Consider the following 23117-nt stretch of genomic DNA (forward strand, 5'->3'; position numbering starts at 1 on the left):
TAGTTGGCCGCCTAAATAGAATCGGGTGCTGTGATAAAGTGGCCCGCTCGAACACGGCCCGCTGGCCGTCCATAAGATCGTATTTCCGTGAGTAGCCATGGTCGACAAACTGACGCATTTGAAACAGTTGGAGGCGGAAAGCATCCACATCATTCGTGAGGTGGCCGCCGAGTTCGATAACCCGGTGATGCTGTACTCGATTGGCAAGGACTCGGCCGTGATGCTGCACCTGGCGCGTAAGGCCTTCTTCCCGGGCAAGCTGCCGTTTCCGGTGATGCACGTCGACACCCAGTGGAAATTCCAGGAGATGTACAGCTTCCGCGACAAGATGGTCGAGGAAATGGGCCTGGAGCTGATCACTCACGTCAACCCGGACGGCGTCGCCCAGGGTATCAACCCGTTCACCCACGGCAGTGCCAAGCATACCGACATCATGAAGACCGAGGGCCTCAAGCAGGCGCTCGACAAGTACGGCTTCGATGCCGCCTTCGGTGGCGCGCGCCGCGACGAAGAGAAGTCGCGGGCCAAGGAGCGGGTCTACTCGTTCCGTGACAGCAAGCACCGCTGGGACCCGAAGAACCAGCGCCCGGAACTGTGGAACGTCTACAACGGCAAGGTCAACAAGGGCGAATCGATTCGCGTGTTCCCGTTGTCGAACTGGACCGAACTGGACATCTGGCAGTACATCTACCTCGAAGGCATCCCGATCGTGCCGCTGTACTTCGCCGCCGAACGTGAAGTGATCGAGAAGAACGGCACCCTGATCATGATCGACGACGCGCGCATCCTCGAGCACCTCTCGGAGGAAGAAAAGGCCCGCATCGTCAAGAAGAAGGTGCGTTTCCGTACCCTTGGCTGCTACCCGTTGACGGGCGCGGTGGAGTCCGAGGCCGAAAGCCTCACGGACATCATTCAGGAAATGCTCCTGACGCGCACTTCCGAGCGCCAGGGCCGGGTCATCGATCATGATGGCGCCGGTTCCATGGAAGACAAAAAACGGCAAGGGTACTTCTAAGCTTCAAGTTACAAGCGGCAAGCTGCAAGTTAGAAGCAAGGTGCGTAGCTTCTGGATTTTGTCGGCTGCCGCCCCATTGTGGGCGCGTGAGAGTGCTCACTATGGACTTCGAGAAGCGTGCTGTTTGGCAGAGAAGCAAAGATTTGGCGGTAGCGATTTACAGGCAGCAGAGTGTATGCCGGGAGTCTTGGATTCAAGGATCAGATCACCCGGGCGGCACTTTCCGTTCCGTCGAATATCGCCGAAGGCATGGAGCGGAGAACGGCAAAAGAAAAGGTTCGTTATCTGTGTATTGCCAAGACGTCCTGCGGTGAGTTGTGTACGCAGATCATCATCGGGGGAGAAGTAGGCTACCTGCCAAAGCCTTTGTCGAATGAGTGGATTACAGAGACTCGTGAGCTTTCAAGAATGCTGAGCGGGTTGATCAACAAAATTTCTGACTAGTTGTATGCCGACAAGCTTGCCGCTTGAAGCTTACAGCTTGGAGCTTGAATGTAATGAGCCACCAATCTGATCTGATCAGCGAGGACATCCTCGCCTACCTGGCCCAGCACGAGCGTAAAGAACTGCTGCGCTTTTTGACCTGCGGTAACGTCGATGACGGCAAGAGCACCCTGATCGGGCGCCTGCTGCACGACTCGAAGATGATCTACGAAGACCATCTGGAAGCCATCACCCGCGACTCGAAAAAAGTCGGCACCACCGGTGACGACATCGACCTGGCGTTGCTGGTCGACGGCCTGCAGGCCGAGCGCGAGCAGGGCATCACCATCGATGTGGCCTACCGCTACTTCTCTACCGCCAAGCGCAAGTTCATCATCGCCGACACCCCGGGCCATGAGCAGTACACCCGCAACATGGCTACCGGTGCGTCCACCTGCGACCTGGCGATCATCCTCGTCGATGCCCGCTACGGCGTGCAGACCCAGACCCGCCGGCACAGCTACATTGCCTCGTTGCTGGGCATCAAGCACATCGTCGTTGCGGTCAACAAGATGGACCTCAAAGGCTTCGACGAGGGCGTGTTCGAGAGCATCAAGGCTGACTACCTGAAGTTCGCCGAAGCCATCAACATGGCCCCGAGCAGCCTGCACTTCGTGCCGATGTCGGCGCTCAAGGGCGACAACGTGGTCAACCGCAGCGAGCGTTCGCCGTGGTACACGGGCCCGGCGCTGATGGAAATCCTCGAAACCGTCGAAGTCGCGGCCGACCGCAACTTCACCGACCTGCGTTTCCCGGTGCAGTACGTCAACCGCCCGAACCTGAACTTCCGTGGCTTTGCCGGTACCCTGGCCAGCGGTGTGGTGCACAAGGGCGATGAAATCGTCGTGCTGCCGTCGGGCAAGAGCAGCCGGGTCAAGTCCATCGTCACCTTCGAAGGTGAACTGGAAAACGCCGGCCCCGGCCAGGCCGTGACCCTGACCATGGAAGACGAGATCGACATCTCCCGTGGCGACTTGCTGGTGCATGCCGACAACGTTCCGCCGGTGACCGACCAGTTCGACGCCATGCTGGTGTGGATGGCTGAAGAGCCGATGTTGCCGGGCAAGAAATACGACATCAAGCGCGCCACCAGTTACGTGCCGGGCTCGATTGCCAGCATCGCCCACAAGGTCGATGTGAACACCCTGGAGCAGGGTGCTGCCAGTGCCCTGCAGCTCAACGAGATCGGCAAGGTCAAGGTCAGCCTCGACGCTCCGATCGCGCTGGACGGCTATGACAGCAACCGCACCACCGGTGCCTTCATCGTCATCGACCGCCTGACCAACGGCACCGTTGGCGCCGGCATGATCATCGCGCCACCGGTAGTGCCGCATGGCACCGTCGGCCAGCACGGCAAACTGGCCCACGTGGACACGGCAGAACGTGCCCTGCGCTTCGGCCAGCAGCCCGCCACGGTGCTGTTCAGCGGCCTCTCGGGCGCCGGCAAAAGCACCCTGGCCTATGCCGTTGAGCGCAAGCTGTTCGACATGGGTCGTGCGGTGTATGTACTCGATGGCCAGAACCTGCGTCACGATCTGAACAAGGGCTTGCCGCAGGACCGTGCCGGGCGCACCGAGAACTGGCGTCGTGCTGCGCACGTTGCGCGTCAGTTCAACGAAGCGGGGCTGCTGACCCTGGCCGCCTTCGTCGCCCCGGATGCCGAAGGCCGCGAACAGGCCAAGGCGCTGATCGGCAAGGAGCGATTGCTCACCGTCTACGTCCAGGCCTCGCCTATGGCTTGCCGCGAGCGTGACCCGCAGGGCCTGTATGCCGCCGGCGGCGACAACATCCCGGGCGAAAGCTTCCCGTTTGACGTACCGCTGGATGCGGATCTGGTGATCGACACCCAGAGCGTCAGCCTGGAAGAGGGCGTCAAGCAGGTGCTGGAGCTGCTGCGCAAGCGTGGCGCGATCTAAGCGTTAGCGCTGAACAGAAAACCCCACTTCGCTGGGGTTTTTTGTTGGCCGCACACTCAAATGTGCTTTTCCGATACTGGAATCACCCGCTTCTCCTTCACCGCCTTGAACGAAAAGCTCGAGTAGATCTCCTTCACCCCCGGCAAGGTCTGCAGCACTTCCCGGGCAAATTCACCGAATGACTCAAGGTCACGGGCAAGGATTTCCAGCAGGAAGTCATAGCGCCCGGAGATGTTGTGACAGGCGACGATTTCGGGGATTTCCATCAGCCGCTGCTCGAAGGCGCGGGCCATTTCCTTGGTGTGCGAGTCCATCATGATGCTGACGAAAGCGGTCACGCCAAAGCCCAGGGACTTGGGCGAGAGGATGGCCTGGTAGCCGGTGATGTAGCCGGATTCTTCCAGCAGCTTGATTCGACGCCAGCACGGTGAGGTGGTCAGCGAGACCTGGTCGGCCAGTTCGGAGACCGTCAATCGGGCGTTGTCCTGCAGCGCCGCAAGCAACGCGCGGTCGGTGCGGTCAATGGTCGTAGGCATTTTTTACCCTCCGTGGTCTGAAATTGTTGTTTTTATGTCAATAACCACCCACAGGGATGGTTACATTTGGAAAAAAATCAGCACCTCAGTGGCATAAGCTTATAACAAACCACTAGAGGCTGTTTGCCATGAGCGGCTCCAATAACAAATCAGGTTTTGCCACCCGCGCCATTCATCACGGTTACAACCCGCTGGAGCACAATGGTGCCCTGGTGCCGCCGATCTATCAGACGGCCACCTTTGCTTTTCCGACCGTCGAGTACGGCGCTGCCTGCTTCGCCGGGGAAGAGAGCGGATACTTCTACAGCCGTATTTCCAACCCCACCCTGGCCCTCCTGGAACAACGCATGGCTTCGCTGGAGGGGGGGGAGGCCGGCTTGGCGCTGGCCTCGGGCATGGGTGCGATTACCGCCACGCTATGGACCTTGCTACGCCCCGGCGATGAGGTGATGGTGGGGCGCACCCTGTACGGCTGCACCTTTGCCTTTTTGCACCATGGCATCGGCGAATTTGGCGTCAAGGTCCGGCATGTCGACATGAGCGACCTGCAAGCGGTCGCTGCGGCGATCACCCCCAATACCCGGGTGATCTACTTCGAAACCCCGGCCAACCCCAACATGCACATGACCGATATCGCCGCCGTGGCCAAGCTTGCGCACCAGCACGATATCAGTGTGGTGGTTGACAACACTTATTGCACTCCGTATCTGCAGCGGCCGCTGGAGTTGGGCGCCGACCTGGTGGTGCATTCGGCGACCAAGTATCTCAGCGGCCATGGCGATATCACCGCCGGCCTGGTGGTCGGACGCAAGGCATTGGTGGACAGGGTGCGTCTGGAAGGTTTGAAGGACATGACCGGTGCAGTGATGTCGCCCCATGACGCCGCCTTGCTGATGCGCGGGATGAAAACCCTGACCCTGCGCATGGAGCGCCACTGCAGCAACGCGCAAACCATCGCCGAATACCTGGAGCAACAGCCAGAAGTTGAACTGATCAATTACCCAGGCTTACCCGGTTTTGCCCAGTACGAACTGGCCAAGCGGCAGATGCGGATGCCGGGCGGGATGATCGCTTTCGAGCTCAAGGGCGGTATCACCGCCGGTCGACGTTTCATGAACGCCCTGCAGCTGTTCAGCCGTGCCGTCAGTCTTGGCGATGCCGAATCCCTGGCCCAGCACCCGGCAAGCATGACCCACTCCAGCTATACCCCAGAGGAACGTGCGCAGTACGGAATTTCCGAAGGTCTGGTACGACTGTCGGTGGGCCTTGAGGACATCGACGACTTGCTGGCGGATATTCAGCAGGCGCTCAAGGCCTGCGCCTGAATCCTTCACGGACGAGGTCAATGCAATGGTGGCAATGATGAACCTTGTGCCTGGTGAAGGTGTGCCGCGGCGCCCGGGCGATCCACAGCAGGACAGCGACCCGGGAGAAACCGCCGAGTGGCTGGACGCACTGGATTCGACCCTGCTGCACTGCGGTCCGGAGCGCGCGCGGTTTCTGCTTGAGCAGCTTGAAGCCCACGCCCGAGAGCTGGGCCTGGAGCGCGGTGTCCAGGCCTTTTCGGCCTATCGCAATACCTTGTCGGTGGAGCAGCAGGGCGTCTACCCGGGTGACTTGGAGCTCGATGAACGCATTACCAGTATCCTGCGCTGGAATGCTCTGGCCATGGTCATGCGGGCTAACCACGCCTATGGCGACCTCGGTGGGCACATCGCCAGTTATGCCTCGGCAGCAGAAATTTTCGAAGTCGGTTTTCAGTACTTTTTTCGTGGTGAGGCCGGCGGCGAGCAACGCAGCGCTGACCTGGTGTTCTTCCAGCCGCATTCGGCACCGGGCATTTACGCCCGAGCGTTTCTCGAAGGCCGCCTGAGCGAAGAGCAGTTGGCCAGCTATCGCCAGGAAGTGGCCGGCAATGGCCTGTGTTCCTATCCGCACCCGTGGCTGATGCCCGACTTTTGGCAGTTCCCGACCGGCTCCATGGGCATCGGGCCGATCAACGCCATCTACCAGGCGCGGTTCATGCGCTACCTGCACAATCGCCAGTTGCTCGACACCAGTACCCGGCACGTCTGGGGTGTGTTTGGCGATGGCGAGATGGACGAGCCGGAGTCCATCGCCGGCCTGACTCTGGCCGCCCGCGAGCAGTTGGATAACCTGACCTTTGTGGTCAACTGCAATCTGCAGCGCCTGGATGGCCCGGTGCGGGGCAATGGCCAGATCATCCAGGAGCTTGAGGCGCTGTTCAGTGGCGCTGGCTGGAACGTGATCAAGGTGCTCTGGGGCTCGGAGTGGGACGCGCTGTTCGCCCGCGATACCGAGCATGTGCTGCTGCGCCAGTTGGCTGCGACACCCGACGGGCAGTTCCAGAACCTCGGGGCCAAGGACGGGGCCTACAACCTCGAACACTTTTTCAATCAGCAGCCGGCCTTGCAGAAACTGGTCGAGCACATGAGCTCGGCCGAGATCAATGCGCTCAAGCGCGGTGGCCACGACTTTCGCAAACTGTACGCCGCCTTCGCCGCTGCCAAGGCCTGCAAGGGCCGGCCGACGGTTATTCTGGCCAAGACCAAGAAAGGCTATGGCATGAGCGCCGCCGGTGAATCGCGGATGACTGCACACCAGGCCAAGAAGCTCGATGTGCAGGCCTTGCTGGCGTTCCGTGATCGTTTCCATTTGCCGCTGTCGGACGCGCAGGTCGAGCAGTTGCAGTTCTATCGCCCGGCCGCAGACAGCGCAGAGATGCGCTACCTGCGCGAGCGTCGCACCGCCCTGGGTGGGCCGCTGCCTGCGCGGCGTAGTGACGTACGCCCGGTGCCGGTCCCGGCGCTGGAGGCCATGGGCGGCTTTGCCCTGCAAGCCGACGGCAAGGAGATGTCCACCACCATGGCTGCCGTGCGCATGCTCAGCGCCTGGCTCAAGGCACCGCAGCTGGGACCGCGTGTGGTGCCGATTGTGGCCGACGAGGCGCGCACCTTCGGCATGGCCAGCCTGTTTCGCCAGATCGGTATCTATTCGCCCCAGGGGCAGTGCTACGAGCCTGAGGACGCAGGTTCGCTGCTGTCTTACAAGGAAGCGCGCGATGGCCAGCTGCTGGAGGAAGGTATTACCGAAGCCGGAGCGATTTCTTCCTGGGTGGCGGCGGCAACGTCTTACGCGGTGCATGGCGAGCCGATGCTGCCGGTGTACATCTATTACTCGATGTTCGGTTTCCAGCGCGTGGGCGACCTGATCTGGGCGGCCGCCGACCAGCGTGCCCGTGGCCTGCTGCTGGGGGCCACTGCCGGGCGCACGACACTGGGCGGGGAAGGCTTGCAGCATCAGGACGGTTCGAGCCTGGTGATGGCTTCGATGGTGCCCAACTGCCGGGCCTGGGAGCCGTGCTTTGCCGGTGAGCTGGCGGTGATCCTGGAGTACGCGGCGCGGCGCATGCTCAGCGAACAGCGCGACGAGTTTCACTACGTCGCGGTGATGAACGAAAACTACCCACAGCCATCCCTGCCTGCGCAGGTGCATGAAGAGGTCCTGCGCGGCATGTACCGTTATGTCGAACAGCGCGTCGCCGTTGCCCAGGGGCGCGTGCGCCTGTTGGGCTCCGGGGCGATTCTGCGTGAAGCCATTGCCGCCAGCGAGCTGCTGGCCAGCGATTGGCAGATTGAAAGCGAAGTGTTCAGTGTCACCAGCTTCAGCGAACTGGCGCGGGAGGCGCGGGATGTTGATCGCGCCGGTCGGCTGGGGCAGGGCAATGGTGATCTCAGCCATGTGCAGCGCTGCCTGGACGGTGATGCGCCGGTCATCGCTGCCACCGACTACGTGCGGGCCTGGCCGCAATTGATTGCCGAGTATGTGCAAGCGCCTTATGTGACGCTTGGGACTGACGGTTTTGGTCGTAGTGATACCCGCCAGCAGTTGCGCCGGTTTTTCGAAGTCGATCGCTTCAGTATCGTCCTGGCCAGCTTGCACAGCCTGGTGCGCCAGGGTGGAGTACAGCGGCGGGTGCTGGATGAGGCGCGGGAGAAGTATGGGTACCGGGCGGGGGATGCACCTTGGTACTGCTGAGGCTGTGCTGGCCTCATCGCAGGTCAAGTCCAGGGGCTGGGTAAGCAGCTCCAATAAAAACCCCGCCATTTGGCGGGGTTTGTATTTTTAGCGCTTGAGCCCGTAATGCTCATCGAGCATGCCCGGGGCGTTGGGCGCTTTCGGTGCGTAGTCGCGCGGCACCTCGGTGTCCTTCGGCGGGGTCAGGCGATCACGCGCCGGCTGCACGGCCTCGGAGTGCAGGGCGGCCAGCAGGCGCTGACGGGTGAGTTCGTCCAGGGCCAGGCGGTTGGCGCCTTCGGCCAGGTGATCCTGGACGTCCTGGTAACTTTGGGTCAGTTTCTTGACCAGCGCAGCCGTACTGTTGAAGTGAGTAACCACCTCATTCTGGTAGCTGTCGAAACGTTCCTGGATGTCATCCAGCTGACGCTGGGTGCTGCTCGGTGCGGCATTGGGCAGCAGGCGGGCGACCAGGAAACCAACGACGACACCCACGACGAGGGCCAGGGTCGGCAACAACCAAACTAAGAGCGAGAGTTCCACGAGTCCTTCCTCTATAAACGGCTTTGCTTTACGTTAACGGCTCGGACCTGCGCTGTATACCGCGAACGATCGCAAATATCTCAGACAGAATCATTCAGCTAGACGAGTCGACCCTTTCCGAGGTCACGGAGTTTATCCTTGCTTATCCGCGAAACCCCCGTATTCATCGATGGCCCGGTCGGCCAACTGGAAGCCTTGTACCTCGATGTCGCCGACGCCCGTGGCGTTGTGCTGCTGTGCCACCCCAACCCGGTGCAGGGTGGCACCATGATGAACAAGGTGGTGTCGATGCTGCAGCGCACCGCCCGCGATGCTGGCTACATCACCCTGCGTTTCAACTACCGCGGCGTTGGTCAGAGTGCCGGCAGCCATGACATGGGCAGCGGTGAAGTGGACGACGCCGAGGCGGCCGTCACCTGGCTGCGTGAACAACACCCCGAGTTGCCCCTGACCCTGATGGGCTTCTCCTTCGGTGGCTTTGTTGCCGCCAGCCTCGGCGGTCGCCTCGAAGCCGAAGGCATCCACCTCAAGCACCTGTTCATGGTTGCGCCAGCGGTGATGCGCCTGGGTGACAACCCCTTGCCGCAGCGCGGCGAGCTCAGCGTCATCCAGCCGGAAACCGACGAAGTGATCGATCCGCAGATCGTCTACGATTGGTCCGACGCACTACCACGCCCCCATGAGCTGCTGAAAGTGGCAGAATGCGGACACTTTTTCCACGGCAAGCTCACCGACCTCAAGGAACTGGTGCTGCCGCGCCTTTCGAACTGATACAAGCCTGATAAGCGATTACCCATGACTACGCGCATCCTTACCGGTATCACCACCACGGGCACGCCTCACCTGGGCAACTACGCCGGTGCCATCCGCCCGGCGATCCTCGCCAGCCGTGAACCGGGTGTCGACTCGTTCTACTTCCTGGCCGACTACCACGCCCTGATCAAATGCGATGACCCGCAGCGCATCCAGCGCTCGCGCCTGGAAATCGCCGCGACCTGGCTGGCCGGTGGCCTGGACCCGGAACGAGTGACCTTCTATCGCCAGTCCGACATTCCGGAAATCCCCGAGCTGACCTGGCTGCTGACCTGCGTCGCGGCCAAGGGCCTGCTCAACCGTGCGCACGCCTACAAGGCCTCGGTGGACAAGAACGTCGAGAACGGCGAAGACCCGGATGCCGGTATCAGCATGGGCCTGTACAGCTACCCGGTACTGATGGCCGCCGACATCCTGATGTTCAACGCCAACAAGGTGCCGGTCGGCCGCGACCAGATCCAGCACGTGGAAATGGCCCGCGACATCGGCCAGCGCTTCAACCACCTGTTCGGCCAGGGCAAGGAGTTCTTCGCCATGCCCGAAGCGCTGATCGAGGAAAGCGTGGCGACGCTGCCGGGCCTTGATGGGCGCAAGATGTCCAAGAGCTACGACAACACCATCCCGTTGTTCACCAGCGCCAAGGACATGAAGGATGCCATTTCGCGCATCGTCACCGACTCCCGCGCCCCGGGCGAAGCCAAAGACCCGGACAACTCGCACCTGTTCACCCTGTTCCAGGCCTTCGCCACTGCCTCGCAAGCTGAAGAATTCCGCAGCGAACTGCTGCAGGGCCTGGGCTGGGGCGAAGCCAAGCAGCGTCTGTTCCAGTTGCTCGACGGCCAACTGAGCGAGCCGCGTGAGCGTTATCACCAGCTGATCAGCCGCCCGGCCGACCTTGAGGACATCCTCCTGGCCGGTGCGCAGAAAGCCCGCAAGGTGGCCACGCCGTTCCTTGGGCAGCTGCGTGAGGCGGTGGGCCTGCGCTCGTTCCGCAACATCGAGCAGGCAACTGCCCAGGTCAAGAAGAAGGCGGCCAAGACTGCGCGCTTTGTCAGCTTCCGCGAAGACGACGGCAGTTTCCGCTTCCGTCTGCTGGCTGCCGATGGCGAGCAACTGCTGCTGTCGCGCAACTTCGCCGACGGCAAGACCGCTGGTGCGGTGAGCAAGCAACTGCAACAGGGCGGCGAGCTCGATGTGCGTCACGAAGGCCTGGGCTTCAGCCTGTGGCTGGAAGGCGAGTGCGTCGGTGACGGCCCGCAGTTCGTCGATGCCGCTGCCCGTGACAGCGCGATCGACACCCTGCGCGCGGCCCTGGTGCCCCAGCAGGACTGAACGGCTTATCGGAAGTCTGATTGCCATTATCCCGGGCCGTCGCTACAGTGACGGCCCGTTTTTGTTACCTTGCTAACGAATTATGACGCCCCTAGAACGATATCAAGCAGATCTGAAACGTCCCGAATTCTTCCATGATGCGGCGCAGGAAACTGCAGTGCGTCATCTGCAGCGCCTGTACGACGATCTGATCGCGGCGCAGAACAACAAGCCGGGCGTGTTCGGCAAGTTGTTCGGCAAGAAGGACCAGGCACCGGTCAAGGGCTTGTACTTCTGGGGTGGGGTAGGCCGCGGCAAGACCTACCTGGTCGACACGTTCTTCGAAGCGCTGCCGTTCAAGCAGAAGGTGCGCACGCACTTCCACCGCTTCATGAAGCGCGTCCATGAGGAAATGAAAACCCTCAAGGGCGAGAAGAACCCGCTGACCATCATCGCCAAGCGTTTCTCCGATGAAGCGCGGGTGATCTGCTTCGACGAGTTCTTCGTCTCCGACATTACCGACGCGATGATCCTCGGCACCTTGATGGAGGAGCTGTTCAAGAACGGCGTGACCCTGGTGGCCACCTCCAACATCGTGCCCGACGGCTTGTACAAGGACGGCCTGCAGCGCGCGCGTTTCCTGCCGGCGATTGCCCTGATCAAGCAGAACACCGAGATCGTCAACGTCGACAGCGGCGTCGACTACCGCCTGCGTCACCTGGAGCAGGCTGAACTGTTCCACTTCCCGCTGGACGAAGCCGCTCACGAAAGCCTGCGCAAAAGCTTCAAGGCACTGACGCCGGAGTGCACCCAGGCGGTTGAGAACGACGTGCTGGTGATCGAGAACCGCGAGATTCGTGCGTTGCGCACTTGTGATGACGTGGCCTGGTTCGAATTCCGCGAACTGTGCGACGGCCCGCGCAGCCAGAACGACTACATCGAACTGGGCAAGATCTTCCATGCCGTGCTGCTGAGCGACGTCGAACAGATGAGCGTGGCCACCGATGACATCGCCCGGCGCTTCATCAACATGGTCGACGAGTTCTATGACCGCAACGTCAAGCTGATCATCTCGGCCGAGGTTGAGCTCAAGGACCTGTACACCGGTGGTCGCCTGACCTTCGAATTCCAGCGCACCTTGAGCCGCTTGCTGGAGATGCAGTCCCACGAATTCCTGTCGCGGGCGCATAAGCCTTAATCGGCGGTGCTTTCATCGCGGGGCAAGCCCGCTCCTACCGGTAGGAGCGGGCTTGCCCGCGATGAGGCCTTTCAGGCCTCCTGCATAAATTGCTGCCGATACTGATTCGGCGACAACTCCGTGTGCTGCCTGAACAACCGGGCAAAGAAACTCGCATCGTCGTAACCCACTTCATAGCTGATGGTCTTGATGCTCTTGCGCGTGCCCGACAGCAAGCCCTTGGCTGTTTCGATCCGCAGTCGTTGCAGGTAGTGCAGCGGCTTGTCGCCGGTGGCGCTCTGGAAGCGGCGCATGAAGTTGCGAATGCTCATGCCGTGATTGCGGGCCACGTCCTCGAAGCGGAACTTGTCGGCGAAATGCTCTTCGAGCCAGTGCTGGATCTGCAGGATGATCAGGTCCTGGTGCAGTTTCTGCCCGCCAAAGCCCATGCGCCCCGGGGTGTAGTTGCGCTGTACTTCGTAGAGGATGTCGCGGGCCACCGCTTGCGCCACGTTGGCCCCGCAGAAACGCTCGATCAGGTAGATGTACAGGTCGCAGGCCGAGGTGGCGCCGCCGGCGCAGTAGAGGTTGTCGGCGTCGGTCAGGTGCTTGTCCTGGTTGAGGCTGACCTTGGGGAAGCGCTCTTCGAACTGGCCGAAGAAGCGCCAGTAGGTGGTTGCCTCCTTGCCGTCGAGCAGCCCGGCTTCGGCCAGCCAGAACACGCCGCTGGCCTCGCCGCAGAGCACCGCGCCGTGCGCGTGCTGCTCGCGTAGCCAGGGCAGTACTTGCGGGTAGCGCTGGCAGAGGGCATCGAAATCGTCCCAGAACGCCGGCAGGATGATGATGTCGGCCTGCTCCAGGCCGCTGTCGACCGGCAGCATCACCTCGCTGAAGCTGCGTACGGGCTGGCCGTCAGGGCTCACCAGGCGGGTTTCGAATATCGGCTGCAGGCCCAGGCCCAATTGTTTGCTGTAGCGCAGGCTGGCCAGGTGGAAGAAATCCTTGGCCTGCATCAGGGTCGATGCAAAGACGTTGTCGATGGCCAGGATACTGACGCGCCGCAAGGACGCCGTGGGTTGGGTAAACATCATTTTCTTTATTCTTATAGGGTAGAGTGGTCAATCACCGGCTGGATCGTCTTATTTTTTGGCGATTGTGTCTACCCTCGGTTCCCACCTTGTTGGTGGGAGCCGGGGTCGCGCCTCAGGGCGCGGGGTTGGGCTGGTCCTGATGGATGGCCTCGATGCCTGCCAGCAGCTCGTCGCTGAGCTTGAGGTCGAAGCTGGCCAGGTTGCTGTCCAGTTGCTCGAGCGTCGTGGCGCCGATGATGTTGCTGGTCACGAACGGCTGGCGGGTGACGAAGGCCAGGGCCATCTGCGCCGGGTCCAGGCCATGGTCGCGGGCCAGCTTCACGTAGCGGCTGCAGGCGGCCACGGTTTGCGGGTTGGAGTAGCGCGAGAAGCGGCTGAACAGGCTCAGGCGGCCATTGGCCGGGCGTGCGCCGTTCTCGTACTTGCCTGAGAGCATGCCGAAGGCCAGGGGCGAGTAAGCCAACAGGCCGCACTGTTCGCGAATGGCGATTTCCGCCAGGCCTACCTCGAAGCTGCGATTGAGCAGGTTGTAGGGGTTCTGGATCGACACTGCACGGCTCCAGCCACGGCTTTCGGCCAGTTGCAGGAACTTCATGGTGCCCCACGGGGTTTCGTTGGACAGGCCGATGTGACGGATCTTGCCGGCCTTGACCTGCTCGTCGAGCACTTCGAGGGTTTCCTCCAGCGGGGTGAACAGGTCCTGCGGCGCGTGCTGGTAACCCAGCTTGCCGAAGAAGTTGGTGCTGCGCTCGGGCCAGTGCAGCTGGTAGAGGTCGATCCAGTCGGTCTGCAGGCGCTTGAGGCTGTCGTCCAGGGCGGCAACGATGTGCTGGCGGTTGTGCTTGAGCAGGCCGTCGCGAATATGGTTGATGCCGTTGCCAGGGCCGGCCACCTTGCTGGCCAGGATCCACTCGGCGCGGTCGCCGCGCTGGCTGAACCAGTTGCCGATCATGCGCTCGGTGGCGGCGTAGGTTTCCGGGCGGGGAGGGACGGGGTACATCTCGGCGGTATCGATGAAATTGATCCGGCGGCCTTGGCCGTTCGATCTGGGCGAAGGCCTGGACCTGGTCGTTCTGCTCGCCCCAGGTCATGCTGCCCAGGCACAGGGCGCTGACGTTGAGGTCGGTTCGGCCCAGCTGGCGATAGTCCATTCGGCTGCCTCCTGTCTAAAAGAAGCATAAAAGCAGGTTGAATTTTTTTTCGCAATCTGGATAATTCAGCCCCTCTCCGTGCGGTGGGAGTGATGCCCCGCCCCATAGAAGAACCCTGCCGAATATTGGACGCGCTGACCCGAGCCCCCGATAGCGTCCGTGTGCGGCTGTGTCCTTGACTTGTCAAGGTGCGCACTATCCAGTAAGATCTGCCGTCTTATTTTCGCTGGGCGGCCCCTGAGGCTATAAAGAATGAAAACTTTTACTGCTAAACCGGAAACAGTAAAGCGTGACTGGTTCGTCGTTGACGCTGCTGGCAAGACCCTGGGTCGTCTGGCCACTGAGATCGCGAGCCGTCTGCGTGGCAAGCACAAGCCAGAGTACACTCCTCACGTTGACACCGGCGACTACATCGTCGTCATCAACGCTGAGCAAGTTCGTGTCACTGGTGCCAAGACTTCGGACAAAATGTACTACTCCCACTCCGGCTTCCCGGGCGGTATCAAGGAAATCAACTTCGAGAAGTTGATCGCCAAGGCCCCAGAGCGCGTGATCGAGACCGCGGTTAAAGGCATGCTGCCTAAAAACCCACTGGGTCGCGACATGTACCGTAAGCTGAAAGTCTATGCGGGCGCTACTCACCCTCATACTGCTCAGCAGCCCCAAGAACTGAAGATTTAACGGAATAGTTCATTATGTCGGCGACTCAAAATTACGGCACTGGCCGTCGCAAGACCGCAACCGCTCGCGTTTTCCTGCGTCCAGGTACCGGTAACATCTCCATCAACAACCGTTCCCTGGACGTGTTCTTCGGTCGTGAAACCGCGCGCATGGTAGTACGCCAGCCGCTGGAACTGACCGAGACCACCGAAAAGTTCGACATCTACGTCACCGTTATCGGTGGTGGTGTCAGCGGCCAGGCCGGTGCAATCCGTCACGGTATCACCCGTGCACTGATGGACTACGACGAAACCCTGCGTGGCGCTCTGCGCAAAGCTGGCTACGTCACCCGCGACGCTCGTGAAGTCGAGCGTAAGAAAGTGGGTCTGCGTAAAGCACGTAAGCGTCCTCAGTACTCCAAGCGTTAATTTCGCTTCGGTGTTCAAAAAAAGCCCGGTTCCTGGTGGAACCGGGCTTTTTTTATGTCTTGAATAACTATGCTGTTCTTTACTGTGACAACTTGCCGCATAGACGCAAGTCAAGAGTTACAAGGGATAGCGGGGTGGCACAAGGCTAATCACCTTGTCAGAGAAGGGTCTTTTCATTACCATGCGGCAAATTTTTAGCAGTTCAGAAATTACTTAGTAGATGCCTGTTGCAACAGGCCATAAAGCTGATGGGAGAGGACTGAATGAGCAATGACGGCGTCAATGCAGGCCGGCGTCGCTTCCTCGTAGCAGCCACGTCCGTGGTGGGTGCTGCAGGAGCGGTGGGGGCTGCGGTCCCGTTCGTAGGGTCATGGTTCCCCAGTGCCAAGGCGAAAGCCGCAGGTGCACCGGTGAAGGTCAATATTGCCAAGGTAGAGCCTGGTCAGCAGATGATTGCTGAGTGGCGCGGCCAACCGGTGTTCATCGTCCGTCGTACCGAAGAGATCCTCGGTAACCTCAAGAAGATCACCGGCGACCTCTCCGATCCTGAATCCAAGGCATCGGTTCAGCCCACCTACGTGGACCCGGAAAATCGCTCGATCAAGCCGGAGATCCTCGTGCTGGTCGGTCTGTGCACCCACCTGGGCTGCTCGCCGACCTTCCGTCCGGAAGTGGCACCTGTCGACCTGGGTCCGAAGTGGGTCGGTGGCTACTTCTGCCCGTGCCACGGTTCCCACTACGACCTGGCTGGCCGCGTCTACAAATCTCAGCCGGCGCCGCTCAATCTGCCAGTGCCGCCGCACTCTTATGAGTCGGACGACATCATCGTCGTCGGCGTCGATCAGGAGAACGCGTGATGAGTAAGTTCATGGATTGGGTTGACGCCCGCTTCCCCGCGACCAAGATGTGGGAAGACCATCTCAGCAAGTATTACGCACCGAAGAACTTCAACTTCTTTTACTTCTTCGGCTCCCTGGCTCTGCTGGTTCTGGTCAACCAGATCGTCACCGGCGTGTGGCTGACCATGAGCTTCACCCCTTCGGCCGAAGAGGCGTTCGCCTCGGTCGAATACATCATGCGTGACGTCGAATACGGCTGGATCCTGCGCTACCTGCACTCCACCGGCGCCTCGGCGTTCTTCATCGTCGTCTACCTGCACATGTTCCGCGGCCTGCTGTACGGCTCGTACCAGAAGCCTCGTGAGCTGGTCTGGGTGTTCGGCATGCTGATCTACCTGGCGCTGATGGCCGAGGCCTTCATGGGCTACCTGCTGCCGTGGGGCCAGATGTCCTACTGGGGTGCCCAGGTGATCATCTCGCTGTTCGGCGCCATTCCGGTGATCGGCGACGACCTGACCCAGTGGATCCGCGGTGACTACCTGATCTCCGGCATCACCCTGAACCGCTTCTTCGCCTTGCACGTGGTAGCCCTGCCGATCGTCATTCTCGGCCTGGTAGTGCTGCACATCCTGGCGCTGCACGAAGTGGGTTCGAACAACCCTGATGGCGTCGACATCAAGAAGCACAAGGACGAGAACGGCGTACCGCTGGACGGTATCGCGTTTCACCCTTACTACACCGTGAAGGATATCGTCGGCGTCGTCGTGTTCCTCTTCGTGTTCTGCGCCATCGTGTTCTTCTTCCCGGAAATGGGCGGTTACTTCCTGGAAAAACCGAACTTCGAACAGGCCAACGCCTTCAAGACCCCTGAGCACATTGCCCCGGTCTGGTATTTCACTCCGTTCTACGCAATCTTGCGGGCGGTGCCGGACAAGCTCCTGGGCGTCATCGCCATGGGGGCTGCGATTGCCGTGCTGTTCGTCCTGCCGTGGCTGGATCGCAGCCCGGTCAAATCCATGCGCTACAAGGGCTGGATGAGCAAGGTCTGGCTGCTGGTGTTCTGCATCTCGTTCGTGATCCTCGGTGTGCTGGGCGTTCTGGCACCTACCCCGGGCCGTACGCTGCTGTCGCAGGTATGCACCTTCCTGTATTTCGCCTACTTCATTCTGATGCCGTTCTACACCAGGCTTGAGAAGACCAAACCGGTTCCGGAAAGGGTGACTGGCTGATGAAAAAGCTATTTGCAGTATTGATTCTGGCAGTGATGCCCGCGTTCACCTTCGCCGCCGAACATGGCCTGGAGCTGGACAAGGTCGATATCGACCTGACCGACAAGGCCGCCATGCAGGACGGCGCGCGCACCTTCGCAAACTATTGCATGGGTTGCCATAGCGCCAAGTTCCAGCGTTACGAGCGGGTTGCCGATGACCTGGGCATTCCTCACGAGCTGATGCTCGAGAAGCTGGTGTTCACCGGCGCCAAGATTGGCGACCACATGAAGATCGGCATGGAGCCCAACGACGCCAAGGCCTGGTTCGGTGCCGCACCGCCCGACCTGACCCTGGTAGCCCGCGTGCGCGGCACCGACTGGCTGTACAGCTATCTGCGCAGCTTCTACGAAGACAAGTCGCGCCCATGGGGTGTGAACAACAAGGTCTTCCCGAACGTCGGTATGCCTAACGTGCTGGTTGGCCTGCAAGGCAACCAGGTGATTGGCTGCAAGCAAGTGCAGACCGTGGTCGATGGCAAGAAGCAATACGACCCGCTGACTGGCTCGCCGTTGACCCATGAAGCATGTGACCAGCTGACCGTGGAGCCGAAATCCGGTACCCTGACGCCAGAGCAGTTCGACGAGAAGGTCAAGAACCTGGTGACCTTCCTGGCCTACTCGGCTAACCCGGTCAAACTGGAAAGCCAGCGCATCGGCACCTATGTGCTGCTGTATCTGGCCTTCTTCTTCGTATTCGCTTACCTGCTCAAGCGCGAATACTGGAAGGACGTGCACTGATCACGCAGTAGTTTCTGGTAGTTGAACGCGCCCTGGGGCGCCTCTGGATTCACAGGGGCGTTCGCAGGGCGCGTTTGCATTTGCAGCATTTATAAATTCATACGCGAGGAGGACCACTATGGGCGTGACCAACCGGTTAGCCTGCTACTCCGACCCCGCTGACCATTATTCTCATCGGGTGCGCATCGTTCTCGCCGAGAAGGGTGTCAGTGTCGAGATCATCAACGTCGATCCTGGTCGCCTTCCGCCCAAGCTGGTTGAAGTGAACCCCTATGGCAGCGTGCCAACCCTGGTCGATCGCGACCTGGCGTTGTACGAGTCGACCGTGGTGATGGAATACCTCGATGAACGTTACCCGCACCCGCCGCTGTTGCCGGTGTATCCGGTGGCGCGGGCCAACAGCCGCCTGCTGATCCATCGCATTCAGCGCGATTGGTGTGCACTGGTCGACCTGATACTCGACCCGCGCAGCAAGGAGCCTGCACGCGTGCAGGCGCGCAAGGAGTTGCGCGAGAGCCTGACCGGGGTGTCGCCATTGTTTGCCGACAAGCCTTGTTTCCTCAGTGAGGAGCAAAGTCTGGTCGATTGTTGTCTATTGCCCATACTCTGGCGTTTGCCAGTGTTGGGTATCGAACTGCCGCGGCCAGCCAAGCCGTTGCTCGATTACATGGAGCGACAGTTTGCCCGCGAAGCCTTCCAGGCAAGCCTGTCCGCTGCTGAACGTGAAATGCGCTAGGTTTTAAGGAGCTGTCGATGAACTCCAGTCGCCCCTATTTGGTACGTGCACTCTATGAGTGGATCGTGGACAACGACTGCACACCGCATATGCTGGTCAACGCCGAATACCCGGCTGTCCAGGTACCCCAGAGCTTCGCCAGTGACGGCCAGATCGTCCTGAACATCTCACCCAGTGCCGTACGTCACCTGCACATGGATAACGAGGCTGTGAGCTTCGAGGGCCGCTTTGGTGGCGTTGCCCATACCCTGTTCGTGCCTGCTGGTGCAATTCTGGGTATTTATGCCCGGGAAAACGGTCAGGGTATGGTCTTCGAGCTCGAGCCGCCGCTGCTCGACGATGAAGACGAAGAAGATGACGACACCATCGAGCCGGATGACGATGGGCCGCCTGCCGGTAGCCAGCCGCCACGGCCAAGCGGGCGTCCAAGCCTGAAAGTGGTCAAGTAACAAAAAAGGCGATCCATGCGGATCGCCTTTTTTGTGTCTGCCCGGCCTGGATTACAGGTCGGTGATGGTGCGCACCTGGTCCTTGTTGACCTTGATGACTTTGCCGTCGAGTTGCTTGAACTCGTAGAAGCCGGCAGCGCGGTCGTAGCGAGGTGCATCGACTGCCTGGAATTCGCGGCCGTCGTTGAGGGTGATCTGGCTTGGGGTGGAGCAGCCGGCCAGGGTGGCGAAGGCGCCAATCAGCAAGGTTGGCAGCAGGCCGTTTTTCATGGGTACTTCCTAGAGGTGGTTGGATCGCGGGGCAAGCCCGCTCCTACAGAACTGGTAGGAGCGGGCTTGCCCCGCGATAGGTTTATCAGTCGATGTATTCGAAGAGTTTGACGATCTTCTGCACGCCCGACACGCCCTGCACCAGGTTGGTGGCGCGGGAGGCTTCCTGTTGGGTCAGCAGGCCGAGCATGTAGACGATGCCGTTCTCGGTGATCACCTTGATGCGCGAACCGGGGATGTTGCTGTCGGTGAGCATCTGGGTCTTGATCTTGGTAGTCAGCCACGCGTCGTTGTTGCGTGCCAGGATCGAGGAGGGTGGCAGCACCTGCAGCTCGTTGTGCACCTTCTTCACTCGCTGGACCTGGCTGGCGGCCTGTTCGGCCAGACCCTTGAGGTCGGCGCGCGGGGTTTGCCCGGCGAGCAGGACGATGCCATTGAAGCTGCTGACGACGATGTGCGAGTTCTTGTCCAGGTCAGGGCTGGCCTTGGCGACGTTCACCGATACCTTGGTTTCGATCAGCGAGTCATCGATCTTGCTGCCGAAGGTGCGGGTGCCGCGGTCGTCCTCGATCGGCTTGTCGCGGGTGGCGGTGAGCACCGAGCTGCAACCGGTGAGGCTCAGGCACAGGGTCAGGGCCATCAGGCCGAGGCGGTTAGGGGTCATTCTTCACTCCCGAACAATTGGCTGTCGATCAGGTCGCAGAGGCAATGGATCGCCAGCAGGTGGACTTCCTGGATACGTGCGGTGACGTTGGCCGGTACGCGAATCTCGACGTCTTCAGGCAGCAGCAGCGAGGCCATGCCGCCGCCATCGCGTCCGGTCAGAGCTACGACAATCATTTCGCGATCATGTGCGGCCTGGATCGCCTGAATAATGTTCGCTGAGTTACCGCTGGTCGAAATTGCCAGCAACACGTCGCCGGGTTGGCCCAGGGCGCGGATCTGCTTGGAGAAGATTTCGTTGTAGCTGTAGTCGTTGGCGATCGAGGTGATGGTCGAGCTGTCGGTGGTCAGGGCGATGGCCGGCAGGCTCGGGCGTTCACGCTCGAAGCGGTTGAGCAGTTCGGAAGAGAAGTGCTGGGCATCGCCGGCTGAGCCGCCGTTGCCGCAGGCAAGCATCTTGCCCTCGTTGAGCAGCGCATTGACCATGACCTGACTGGCTTGCTCGATGTGTGGTGCAAGGACTTCCATCGCCTGTTGCTTGGTGTTGATGCTGGCCTGAAAAAGCTGGCGAATTCGGGATTGCATGTCCATCAGTGTGACCTTAAGTAGGGCGGCTGGCCGGGCGCGTCGGGAGTATACAAAAAAGGTCCCGGCACATGACTGTGCAGCCCGTGAAGCAAAGAGCAAAAAAGTTGTAGGGGTAATGGGGCAGGGGGTTGCCGGGTTCAGCACTCGAAGGCATTTTTCAGCCAGTCCAGCGGTGGGCCCGAATGACCTCTGCCTTGCAAGGCGATGACATCGAAACGGCAGGGGTGATTGGCCCAGCGTGTTTCCTTTTGCAGAAAAGACTCGGCGGCTAGCACCAGTTTGTCCTGCTTGCGCCCGTCGATACTGGCGAGCGCACCGCCAAAGTCCGCGTGCAGCCGGTAGCGTACTTCGACGAATACTACTGTATCGCTGTCGAGCATGACCAGATCAAGCTCGCCGCGTTTGCATCGCCAGTTCTGCGCCAACAGCCGCAGGCCTTGCCCCTGAAGGTATTCAAGGGCTTGCCGTTCGGCGGCCTTGCCGGCCTGTTGGCGCGAACTGTCGGGCATCAGCGTGGGGTGTCGGGCAGGCGTTTGACCTGGCCGCCAGAGAACTCGGCCCAGGGCAGTTGCCGCTCGATGCGCTGGTTTTCGTTCATGCTCAGGCTGCCGGACAAACCGTCGATGCGGTTTTCAGGCAGTGCGCGCAGTTGGCCCAGGCGCGGTGCCAGGCTGAAAGCGTCGATGCCCATGGCGTACAGGCGGCCGAGGCTGCCGGCAGCTTGTGGCCACTGACGCTCCACCTGCTGGCGCAGCGGGTTGCCGCTGTCGAGCAGCCACGGGGTATCGCAGAAGCGCACGCCGGTGAGGTCGTTGTACTGGTTGACGTCGCCGCTGGCGCTGTACACGTGCGAGGTGGCGTACACCGGAACGTCGCCGGCGTACTGGAAGTTCAGGGTCGGCTTGATCTGCTGGCCTTGCTGCGGGGTGGCGGCAAGGAAGATGAAGTCGATGTCCTGGCGGCGCGACGGCTGGGCCGATACGGCGCCGCCCACGGTGTTTTGCAGGCTCTTGGCGCGGCCTTCGCTCTGGCGCAGTTGGAACAGCTCGGCGATCTGCTGGGCCAGGGCCACAGGCTGATCGATGTGCTGGGCGGCCAGCAGGCTGCCACCGTTGGCTTCCCAGTCCTGGCGGAAGGCTTTGAGTACGCGGTCGCCCCATTCGCCTTTCGGCACCAGGGCTACTGCGCGAACCATGCCGTCGGCGCGGGCGCGGCGGGATACTTCGCGGGCTTCGTCTTCGGCGGCGAGGCCAAACTGATACAGCTGCTCCGGGCCTTTCTGGCCAGCGTCGCTGTAGTTCAGGGCGAGGGTGGTGATGGGCAGTTGCGGGTAGGCGGCGAGTTTTCTAACCAGTGGTTTTTCCAGCGGGCCAACCACCAGTTGCACGCCCGAGGCCTGGGCCTGGCGGTAGAAGTCGTCCAGCGAAGTCAGTCGCGAGCTGTCGAAGATTTCGATGGTCGGCGGTTTCTGCCCGGCTTGCTGGGCCTGGAAGTGCGCGGCCATGAAGCCGTCACGCAGGGCGCGGGCAACACCGGCCAGTTGGCCTTCCTGTGGCAGCAGCAGGGCAATCTTGGTCAGCGGCTGGCTGGTCAGTTCCATCAGTTTGATCAGCGAGGGCGGCAATTGCGCAGCGGCCGGGTGATCGGCGTGCTGGGCGCGCCAGGCGTCGATGGCGGCTTGTTGCTGCTCGACCGTGCCGGCGCCTTTGACCGCCAGGGCCAGGCTGGCCCAGCCGGCCATGGTGTCGGTGCCGGTGCTGAGGTTTTTCAACTGGTCACGCGGGGTGGCGGCAACCAGGTTCCAGATCGCGTCATTGTTGGCGTTGGCGGCATCGCCCTTGAGCAGCGGCGTCAGTTGCGCGCGCTCCTGGGCGGCAGCCAGGGGCTGGCCGTTGGCTTCGAGCACGGCGGCGTGCACGCTGCGGGTGCGGATTTGTTGATCGTCCGGCAGCTCGTTGAGGCGCGCCAGGCTTGGGTGGCTCAGGGCGGTCAGGGCCAGCTTGGGCTGGTTGCGGCTCATGGCCAGTTCCGCCGCCAGGGTGCTGGCGAAGATCTGCTGGGCGGGTTTGAGCTGCTCCAGCGGCACCTGTTCGAGGATGCGCGCAGCGCGGGCATTGTCCTTTTGCTTGTAGGCCAGGTCGGCGGCGCTCAGGCGCAACAGTGCAGCTTGCTCCGGCGTCTTGCTGGTGGTGGCCTGTTCAAGCAGTTGCTCGATGCTGGCATCCGGTGTGCGCGGCAGTTCGCCGAGGCTCGACGAGGGCGAGCTGGCGCAGGCTGCCAGCAGGGCGGCGAGGCAAAGGGCTGTGAGCAGCCGCAGGCAAGCGATCATGTAAGGGTCCTGTTACTCGATCAAATTAACTGGCAATTGTACCCAAGCGCTGGCCGGGGCGCGATCTTGCTGG

Annotated in this window: 22 protein-coding genes and 2 pseudogenes; 15 read left to right on the plus strand and 9 right to left on the minus strand. The window is 61.1% G+C overall.

Features of this window, described 5'->3' with window-relative positions; translation table 11 throughout:
* The first annotated feature begins 97 nt into the window (after positions 1 to 97).
* The 3 genes and pseudogenes from cysD (at position 98) to cysN (ending at position 3414) form a co-directional block, all read left to right on the plus strand.
* Positions 98 to 1015 carry a sulfate adenylyltransferase subunit CysD gene (cysD, locus tag F8N82_RS02130; protein WP_038998836.1) on the plus strand — a complete coding sequence of 306 codons (918 nt, stop codon included), beginning with the start codon at positions 98 to 100 and terminating at the stop codon, positions 1013 to 1015.
* Positions 1016 to 1116: 101 nt separating this feature from the next.
* Positions 1117 to 1459 (plus strand): annotated as a pseudogene (locus F8N82_RS02135) (four helix bundle protein).
* A gap of 53 nt (positions 1460 to 1512) precedes the next feature.
* Positions 1513 to 3414 carry a sulfate adenylyltransferase subunit CysN gene (gene cysN, locus F8N82_RS02140; protein WP_038998838.1) on the plus strand — a complete coding sequence of 634 codons (1902 nt, stop codon included), beginning with the start codon at positions 1513 to 1515 and terminating at the stop codon, positions 3412 to 3414.
* A gap of 56 nt (positions 3415 to 3470) precedes the next feature.
* Here the strand turns inward: cysN and F8N82_RS02145 are convergent, their stop codons facing one another.
* Complete coding sequence (locus F8N82_RS02145) at positions 3471 to 3950, minus strand: Lrp/AsnC family transcriptional regulator (RefSeq protein WP_038998839.1); 480 nt, start codon at positions 3948 to 3950, stop codon at positions 3471 to 3473.
* Between the two features lie 128 nt (positions 3951 to 4078).
* On the opposite strand from F8N82_RS02145, the gene F8N82_RS02150 reads away from it, so the two are divergent.
* Positions 4079 to 5275, plus strand: coding sequence for a methionine gamma-lyase (locus F8N82_RS02150; RefSeq protein ID WP_038998841.1), 1197 nt, complete (start codon positions 4079 to 4081; stop codon positions 5273 to 5275).
* 37 nt (positions 5276 to 5312) lie between these two features.
* Complete coding sequence (gene mdeB, locus F8N82_RS02155; protein ID WP_052251632.1) at positions 5313 to 8009, plus strand: alpha-ketoglutarate dehydrogenase; 2697 nt, start codon at positions 5313 to 5315, stop codon at positions 8007 to 8009.
* Positions 8010 to 8096: 87 nt separating this feature from the next.
* Here mdeB and F8N82_RS02160 read toward each other — a convergent pair whose 3' ends face one another.
* A complete protein-coding gene (locus F8N82_RS02160) occupies positions 8097 to 8531 on the minus strand; it encodes a YhcB family protein (RefSeq protein ID WP_038998843.1) in 435 nt (144 codons plus the stop codon).
* Between the two features lie 138 nt (positions 8532 to 8669).
* On the opposite strand from F8N82_RS02160, the gene F8N82_RS02165 reads away from it, so the two are divergent.
* From F8N82_RS02165 to zapE, 3 genes are all read left to right on the plus strand, one after another.
* Positions 8670 to 9302 carry an alpha/beta hydrolase gene (locus F8N82_RS02165; protein ID WP_038998844.1) on the plus strand — a complete coding sequence of 211 codons (633 nt, stop codon included), beginning with the start codon at positions 8670 to 8672 and terminating at the stop codon, positions 9300 to 9302.
* A gap of 24 nt (positions 9303 to 9326) precedes the next feature.
* Complete coding sequence (locus tag F8N82_RS02170) at positions 9327 to 10676, plus strand: tryptophan--tRNA ligase (RefSeq protein WP_038998845.1); 1350 nt, start codon at positions 9327 to 9329, stop codon at positions 10674 to 10676.
* An 82-nt stretch (positions 10677 to 10758) separates the two neighbouring features.
* Positions 10759 to 11853, plus strand: a complete 1095-nt coding sequence (gene zapE / locus F8N82_RS02175; RefSeq protein ID WP_038998846.1) for a cell division protein ZapE — start codon at positions 10759 to 10761, stop codon at positions 11851 to 11853.
* 71 nt (positions 11854 to 11924) lie between these two features.
* Here zapE and F8N82_RS02180 read toward each other — a convergent pair whose 3' ends face one another.
* Positions 11925 to 12821 (minus strand): GlxA family transcriptional regulator, encoded by an 897-nt coding sequence (locus tag F8N82_RS02180; protein WP_167336615.1) that lies wholly within the window; start codon positions 12819 to 12821, stop codon positions 11925 to 11927.
* A 214-nt stretch (positions 12822 to 13035) separates the two neighbouring features.
* Positions 13036 to 14074 (minus strand): annotated as a pseudogene (locus tag F8N82_RS02185) (NADP(H)-dependent aldo-keto reductase).
* A gap of 252 nt (positions 14075 to 14326) precedes the next feature.
* Between F8N82_RS02185 and rplM the strand changes: the two are divergent.
* The 7 genes from rplM to F8N82_RS02220 all read left to right on the plus strand — a co-directional run bounded on the left by rplM (position 14327) and on the right by F8N82_RS02220 (position 19194).
* Positions 14327 to 14755: a 50S ribosomal protein L13 gene (rplM, locus tag F8N82_RS02190; protein ID WP_010220758.1), complete on the plus strand. Its 429-nt coding sequence runs from the start codon at positions 14327 to 14329 to the stop codon at positions 14753 to 14755.
* 14 nt (positions 14756 to 14769) lie between these two features.
* Entirely contained in the window at positions 14770 to 15162 is a 393-nt protein-coding gene (gene rpsI / locus F8N82_RS02195) for a 30S ribosomal protein S9 (protein ID WP_038998850.1), read from the plus strand.
* Positions 15163 to 15425: 263 nt separating this feature from the next.
* A complete protein-coding gene (petA, locus tag F8N82_RS02200) occupies positions 15426 to 16019 on the plus strand; it encodes a ubiquinol-cytochrome c reductase iron-sulfur subunit (RefSeq protein WP_038998851.1) in 594 nt (197 codons plus the stop codon).
* The gene (locus F8N82_RS02205; RefSeq protein WP_038998852.1) at positions 16019 to 17230 is read left to right on the plus strand and encodes a cytochrome b; all 1212 of its coding nucleotides are present in this window, start codon (positions 16019 to 16021) and stop codon (positions 17228 to 17230) included. Before petA ends, F8N82_RS02205 begins: the two co-directional genes overlap by 1 nt.
* Entirely contained in the window at positions 17230 to 18009 is a 780-nt protein-coding gene (locus tag F8N82_RS02210; RefSeq protein ID WP_038998854.1) for a cytochrome c1, read from the plus strand. The genes F8N82_RS02205 and F8N82_RS02210 overlap by 1 nt, the downstream gene beginning before the upstream one ends.
* Before the next feature lie 118 nt (positions 18010 to 18127).
* Positions 18128 to 18745 (plus strand): glutathione S-transferase N-terminal domain-containing protein, encoded by a 618-nt coding sequence (locus F8N82_RS02215; protein WP_010220766.1) that lies wholly within the window; start codon positions 18128 to 18130, stop codon positions 18743 to 18745.
* 17 nt (positions 18746 to 18762) lie between these two features.
* Entirely contained in the window at positions 18763 to 19194 is a 432-nt protein-coding gene (locus F8N82_RS02220) for a ClpXP protease specificity-enhancing factor (RefSeq protein WP_038998855.1), read from the plus strand.
* A gap of 51 nt (positions 19195 to 19245) precedes the next feature.
* On the opposite strand, the gene F8N82_RS02225 is transcribed toward F8N82_RS02220, so the two are convergent.
* From F8N82_RS02225 to F8N82_RS02245, 5 genes are all read right to left on the minus strand, one after another.
* Complete coding sequence (locus F8N82_RS02225) at positions 19246 to 19464, minus strand: YgdI/YgdR family lipoprotein (RefSeq protein ID WP_038998857.1); 219 nt, start codon at positions 19462 to 19464, stop codon at positions 19246 to 19248.
* A gap of 85 nt (positions 19465 to 19549) precedes the next feature.
* Positions 19550 to 20128, minus strand: a complete 579-nt coding sequence (locus F8N82_RS02230) for a BON domain-containing protein (RefSeq protein WP_038998859.1) — start codon at positions 20126 to 20128, stop codon at positions 19550 to 19552.
* Positions 20125 to 20718 (minus strand): phosphoheptose isomerase, encoded by a 594-nt coding sequence (locus F8N82_RS02235; protein WP_026001179.1) that lies wholly within the window; start codon positions 20716 to 20718, stop codon positions 20125 to 20127. Before F8N82_RS02235 ends, F8N82_RS02230 begins: the two co-directional genes overlap by 4 nt.
* A 134-nt stretch (positions 20719 to 20852) precedes the next feature.
* Positions 20853 to 21224 (minus strand): YraN family protein, encoded by a 372-nt coding sequence (locus F8N82_RS02240; protein ID WP_038998860.1) that lies wholly within the window; start codon positions 21222 to 21224, stop codon positions 20853 to 20855.
* A complete protein-coding gene (locus F8N82_RS02245; protein ID WP_038998861.1) occupies positions 21224 to 23044 on the minus strand; it encodes a penicillin-binding protein activator in 1821 nt (606 codons plus the stop codon). The genes F8N82_RS02240 and F8N82_RS02245 overlap by 1 nt, the downstream gene beginning before the upstream one ends.
* Positions 23045 to 23117: the final 73 nt, after the last annotated feature.

It is taken from the genome of Pseudomonas fluorescens (genome assembly GCF_902497775.2).
Classification (GTDB): Bacteria; Pseudomonadota; Gammaproteobacteria; order Pseudomonadales; family Pseudomonadaceae; genus Aquipseudomonas; species Aquipseudomonas putida_F.

Excerpts from the sequence above, each read along its gene's own strand:
- cysD (WP_038998836.1), top strand. The coding sequence starts at position 98 with ATGGTCGACAAACTGACGCATTTGAAACAGTTGGAGGCGGAAAGCATC.
- petA (WP_038998851.1), top strand. The coding sequence starts at position 15,426 with ATGAGCAATGACGGCGTCAATGCAGGCCGGCGTCGCTTCCTCGTAGCA.
- F8N82_RS02220 (WP_038998855.1), top strand. The coding sequence starts at position 18,763 with ATGAACTCCAGTCGCCCCTATTTGGTACGTGCACTCTATGAGTGGATC.
- F8N82_RS02210 (WP_038998854.1), top strand. The coding sequence starts at position 17,230 with ATGAAAAAGCTATTTGCAGTATTGATTCTGGCAGTGATGCCCGCGTTC.
- F8N82_RS02170 (WP_038998845.1), top strand. The coding sequence starts at position 9,327 with ATGACTACGCGCATCCTTACCGGTATCACCACCACGGGCACGCCTCAC.
- rplM (WP_010220758.1), top strand. The coding sequence starts at position 14,327 with ATGAAAACTTTTACTGCTAAACCGGAAACAGTAAAGCGTGACTGGTTC.
- F8N82_RS02240 (WP_038998860.1), bottom strand. The coding sequence starts at position 21,224 with ATGCCCGACAGTTCGCGCCAACAGGCCGGCAAGGCCGCCGAACGGCAA.
- zapE (WP_038998846.1), top strand. The coding sequence starts at position 10,759 with ATGACGCCCCTAGAACGATATCAAGCAGATCTGAAACGTCCCGAATTC.
- F8N82_RS02150 (WP_038998841.1), top strand. The coding sequence starts at position 4,079 with ATGAGCGGCTCCAATAACAAATCAGGTTTTGCCACCCGCGCCATTCAT.
- F8N82_RS02215 (WP_010220766.1), top strand. The coding sequence starts at position 18,128 with ATGGGCGTGACCAACCGGTTAGCCTGCTACTCCGACCCCGCTGACCAT.
- F8N82_RS02235 (WP_026001179.1), bottom strand. The coding sequence starts at position 20,718 with ATGGACATGCAATCCCGAATTCGCCAGCTTTTTCAGGCCAGCATCAAC.
- F8N82_RS02145 (WP_038998839.1), bottom strand. The coding sequence starts at position 3,950 with ATGCCTACGACCATTGACCGCACCGACCGCGCGTTGCTTGCGGCGCTG.
- mdeB (WP_052251632.1), top strand. The coding sequence starts at position 5,313 with ATGAACCTTGTGCCTGGTGAAGGTGTGCCGCGGCGCCCGGGCGATCCA.
- cysN (WP_038998838.1), top strand. The coding sequence starts at position 1,513 with ATGAGCCACCAATCTGATCTGATCAGCGAGGACATCCTCGCCTACCTG.
- F8N82_RS02245 (WP_038998861.1), bottom strand. The coding sequence starts at position 23,044 with ATGATCGCTTGCCTGCGGCTGCTCACAGCCCTTTGCCTCGCCGCCCTG.
- rpsI (WP_038998850.1), top strand. The coding sequence starts at position 14,770 with ATGTCGGCGACTCAAAATTACGGCACTGGCCGTCGCAAGACCGCAACC.
- F8N82_RS02225 (WP_038998857.1), bottom strand. The coding sequence starts at position 19,464 with ATGAAAAACGGCCTGCTGCCAACCTTGCTGATTGGCGCCTTCGCCACC.
- F8N82_RS02230 (WP_038998859.1), bottom strand. The coding sequence starts at position 20,128 with ATGACCCCTAACCGCCTCGGCCTGATGGCCCTGACCCTGTGCCTGAGC.
- F8N82_RS02205 (WP_038998852.1), top strand. The coding sequence starts at position 16,019 with ATGAGTAAGTTCATGGATTGGGTTGACGCCCGCTTCCCCGCGACCAAG.